5 protein-coding genes are annotated in these 3,902 nt (G+C 29.4%); 2 read left to right on the top strand and 3 right to left on the bottom strand.

The annotated features are described in order from the left end of the window. The coding region (locus RWN11_RS07440; RefSeq protein WP_314161097.1) for an Rnase Y domain-containing protein at nucleotides 1-545 on the bottom strand (545 nt) is incomplete at its 3' end. A gap of 472 nt (nucleotides 546-1,017) precedes the next feature. Here RWN11_RS07440 and rplK point away from each other — a divergent pair. Next, complete coding sequence (rplK, locus tag RWN11_RS07445; RefSeq protein WP_003144801.1) at nucleotides 1,018-1,443, top strand: 50S ribosomal protein L11; 426 nt, start codon at nucleotides 1,018-1,020, stop codon at nucleotides 1,441-1,443. Between the two features lie 13 nt (nucleotides 1,444-1,456). Further along, nucleotides 1,457-2,149, top strand: coding sequence for a 50S ribosomal protein L1 (gene rplA / locus RWN11_RS07450; RefSeq protein WP_003144761.1), 693 nt, complete (start codon nucleotides 1,457-1,459; stop codon nucleotides 2,147-2,149). Between the two features lie 162 nt (nucleotides 2,150-2,311). Here the strand turns inward: rplA and RWN11_RS07455 are convergent, their stop codons facing one another. Further along, entirely contained in the window at nucleotides 2,312-3,133 is an 822-nt protein-coding gene (locus RWN11_RS07455; protein WP_314161098.1) for a hypothetical protein, read from the bottom strand. Next, on the bottom strand, nucleotides 3,126-3,839 hold the full coding sequence (locus RWN11_RS07460; protein ID WP_314161099.1) for an ATP-binding cassette domain-containing protein: 714 nt from the start codon (nucleotides 3,837-3,839) through the stop codon (nucleotides 3,126-3,128). The genes RWN11_RS07455 and RWN11_RS07460 overlap by 8 nt, the downstream gene beginning before the upstream one ends. Nucleotides 3,840-3,902: the final 63 nt, after the last annotated feature.

Raw genomic sequence — 3,902 nt, forward strand, 5'->3', positions numbered from 1 at the left:
ACGCTTTTCGCCTCTAGTTCTTTATTTCTTATATATATTGCCATATCTTTAGCCATATCAGTTTCAACTGCGGCCATAATCTCTTCACGAGCTTGTTCTTCTGTTAAGTTTGCAATTCTTTGCAACTCTGTTTCTTGTTGAATCTTAAGTTGATTAACCTCAGTACTTTTTTCTTCAAGTAATTGAGATTTCTCTTCCAATTTCATCTCTCTTGAACTTAACAATTCGTCTTTTTTATTTAAAAGCTCTGTTTGACGTTCTAATGAAGATTCTTTTTGAACGATTCTATCTTCTTGTCTTTGAATATCTAGTTTTTTAAATTCTGCTTCTTTATTTGCAATGTTAATTATCTCTTCAGCTTCTTTTTTAGCTATAGTTGTTTCTTTTTCAACTATATATCTAGCTTCTTTTCTTGCCTCACCTATAATATAATCGGCGTCTTGCTTAGATAATTCTAATTTCTTTTGAATAGAATTTTTCGAAATAACATATCCAACTAAAAGTCCAACAAGTAAAGCTGCAACACTGATTATTCCATAAATCATCTTGCAACCTCTTTCTATTTTGAAAAAATTTTATTATGATATCACTATTTTGTTAATATTTAAATATCAACAATTTGTTACATACCATAATTACAATTCTACACCACCTACGGTAAAAAGTCAATAGTTCACTCAGGGAAAATCCCGGTTTAGAAAAACTTTTCTTCTATACATATTAGGCATTTATATTTTTCTTTTAATTTTACTACATATCATTATTAAATACTTCACATTATCACTTGAATTTTGAGAGACTTAGTTGTATTATTTTAATATCTACTCAATAAAAGTAGAATTATTTTTACTAAAGATTAAGTTTTTTTGAAAAAACTTAATAAAATACTTGCAATTACTTATCCAGTGTGATATTATATTCAGGTATGTAAAATACAAAACTTGATTGAGTGGGAGAACGAAAAATTCAAAGACGTTCAAATGACCACATCACGAAAAATATATAGGAGGTTTTATCGTGGCTAAAAAAGTTATAAAAGTTGTTAAATTACAAGTACCAGCAGGTAAAGCTAACCCAGCTCCACCAGTTGGTCCAGCGTTAGGTCAAGCTGGTGTAAACATCATGGGATTCTGTAAAGAATTCAATGCTCGTACACAAGACCAAGCAGGATTAATTATTCCAGTAGTAATCTCAGTATATGAAGACCGTTCATTTACTTTCATTACTAAAACACCACCTGCACCAGTATTACTTAAAAAAGCAGCTAAAATTGAAAAAGCATCTTCTGTACCTAACCGTGACAAAGTTGCTACAGTTTCAAAAGCTCAAGTTCAAGAAATCGCTGAACTTAAAATGGCTGACTTAAACGCAGCTTCTGTAGAAGCAGCAATGCGTATGATTGAAGGTACTGCAAGAAGTATGGGTATCTTAATAGGAGAATAGGAGGATAATTATAATGGCAAAAAAAGGTAAAAAATATCTTGAAGCAGCTAAATTAGTAGATTCTTCTAGTCTATACTCTGTAGTAGAAGCAATCGAATTAGCTAAAAAAACAAGCACAGTTAATTTTGACGCAACTGTAGAAGTTGCATTCCGTTTAGGAGTTGATACTCGTAAAAACGACCAACAAGTTCGTGGAGCAGTAGTTCTTCCTAAAGGAACTGGTAAAACTGCTAAAGTTTTAGTTTTTGCTAAAGGTGATAAAGCAGCAGAAGCTGAAGCAGCAGGAGCTGACTACGTAGGACAAGGTGAATACATCACTAAAATCCAACAAGGTTGGTTTGATTTTGACGTAATCGTAGCTACTCCAGACATGATGGGAGAAGTTGGTAAAATCGGTCGTGTATTAGGACCTAAAGGATTAATGCCAAACCCTAAAACTGGTACTGTAACTATGGACGTTACTAAAGCAGTTAATGAAATCAAAGCTGGTAAAGTTGAATACCGTGCTGAAAAAGCTGGTGTTGTTCACACTCCAATCGGTAAAGTTTCATTCTCAACTGAAGACTTAGTTGAAAACTTCAACGCTGTTCAAGACGCTTTAGCTAAAGCTAAACCAGCTGCTGCTAAAGGAACTTACTTCAAATCTGTAGCTGTAACTACAACTATGGGTCCTGGAGTTCGTGTTAACACAGCAGAATTCAAATAAGAATTATTAACACAAAGAAGATTTGGTTAACCAAGTCTTCTTTTTTTGTTCTTTCCCTACCTCACTACAACATAAATAAAAAAGCTATGACTAACACTATTTTCTGTACTAAATCACTAGCTTTCTTATATTCTTTTATTTTCGATTTAGGCTTGCTTAACCTTACTTGGTTTCATTATAAGTATTTATTAATTCAACTCTAGTTGCATCTTTAGTTCCTTCTTTAATTCCTTCAAAGAACATATTAGCTTCAAATGTATAAATTTTTAAGACACTTGTACTTATTAAAAGGAACAGAATTAAAACAAGTTTTCCTTTATACTTTTTATCTACTCGTTTATTTTCTCTATTATGAGCTAATAAAATATTTACGCTAACAAAGTAATATAACAATGTGATTACTATTAATAGTGCTAATTTTATTAAACTAAATTGCGTATTATCATATTTTGGACCTATATATCCACTAAAAGGCACTAAAGAAAATCGAAAGATTCCTACTATAAATTGATAAATAATAATATCATATATAAAGAAGTATATTAGTGTTATTTTGGTCTTAATCATTTGTATTACAGCAAAGTTTGATAATGCTATAACGACTATTATTGCATATAGGTATTCAATAGGATTAACTTTACGATAAATATAATCTAATACAAGAGATATTATTCCCCCAAAGAATAAAGTTATATAAGTTGTATAGTAAATATATCTTACTTTATCTTTTAATGAAATCGGTAGATATTCAATAAATTGATGTTCAGGATCATCGTATTTTCTTCCATTTATCACAATAATTATTGAACTAATAACAGCTAAAATCATATAAGTTTTATCAAATAATAATTCAAGTACTACAGTGATGGTAATAAAATAATATAGTAAATATAAACTCTTATATAATAAAGGTTTCATGTAATTTCTATTTGAAATTAAATTCCAAATTGCCCCAAAGTTTGTATCGTATTTTTGTTTATACATTTGACTTCTCTCCCTTCATAATAGAAAGTAAAATTTTTTCTATATCTGTAGTGTTAAATCTTTCTTGTAGCTCTACTATATCTTCTTTAATATTAATTCTTCCATTTTCTAAAACAATTACATAATCTGCTAAACTCTTTATCACTAAAGGATCTTCAGTCACAAGAATAATCATTTTATTTTCATCCATATAATCTCTTAGAAGATTTAATATTTCTTTTTTAGCTATTAGTCCTACTCCAGAAAATGGATTATCTAGTACTAATATTCTAGACATAGTAAAATATCCTATTGAAAATAATAATATTTTCCTCTCCCCTTGAGACAATTCATAAATTTTACTGTGAAGAACAATCTTCTGTTTATTTAAAAATTCAAAACATTTCTCTAAATCAAATCTTTCATCTAATTTAGATATTTTATATAAAACTTCATTTACCTGTAAAGTATCTGAAAACAATGGTTTATCCGCTACATAAGAATATAGTTTTTTAATTTCAACTGCATTTTGTTGAAAGTTCAAATTATTATAGCTAATTGCATTTTTATCTGATGATATTGCTCCTAATAGTGTTTGAAGAAATAGTGTTTTACCACTCCCGCTGTTACCTGTGATTGCATAGACATATCCGTCTTCTAACTCCAAATCTATAGGACCTAGTTGAAATGACTTTTTATTAATCTGTAAATTATTTACTTTTATCATAAATTTTTTCCTCCAATACTTTATCAACTATATCCTTAATATCTTCTATATTAAGTCCATCAT

The sequence above is a fragment of the uncultured Gemella sp. genome, assembly GCF_963519265.1.
Classification (GTDB): Bacteria; Bacillota; Bacilli; order Staphylococcales; family Gemellaceae; genus Gemella.

What these genes read in the sequence shown, in the direction of transcription:
- RWN11_RS07460 (WP_314161099.1), bottom strand. Translation starts at nt 3,839, where the DNA reads ATGATAAAAGTAAATAATTTACAGATTAATAAAAAGTCATTTCAACTA.
- rplA (WP_003144761.1), top strand. Translation starts at nt 1,457, where the DNA reads ATGGCAAAAAAAGGTAAAAAATATCTTGAAGCAGCTAAATTAGTAGAT.
- RWN11_RS07455 (WP_314161098.1), bottom strand. Translation starts at nt 3,133, where the DNA reads ATGTATAAACAAAAATACGATACAAACTTTGGGGCAATTTGGAATTTA.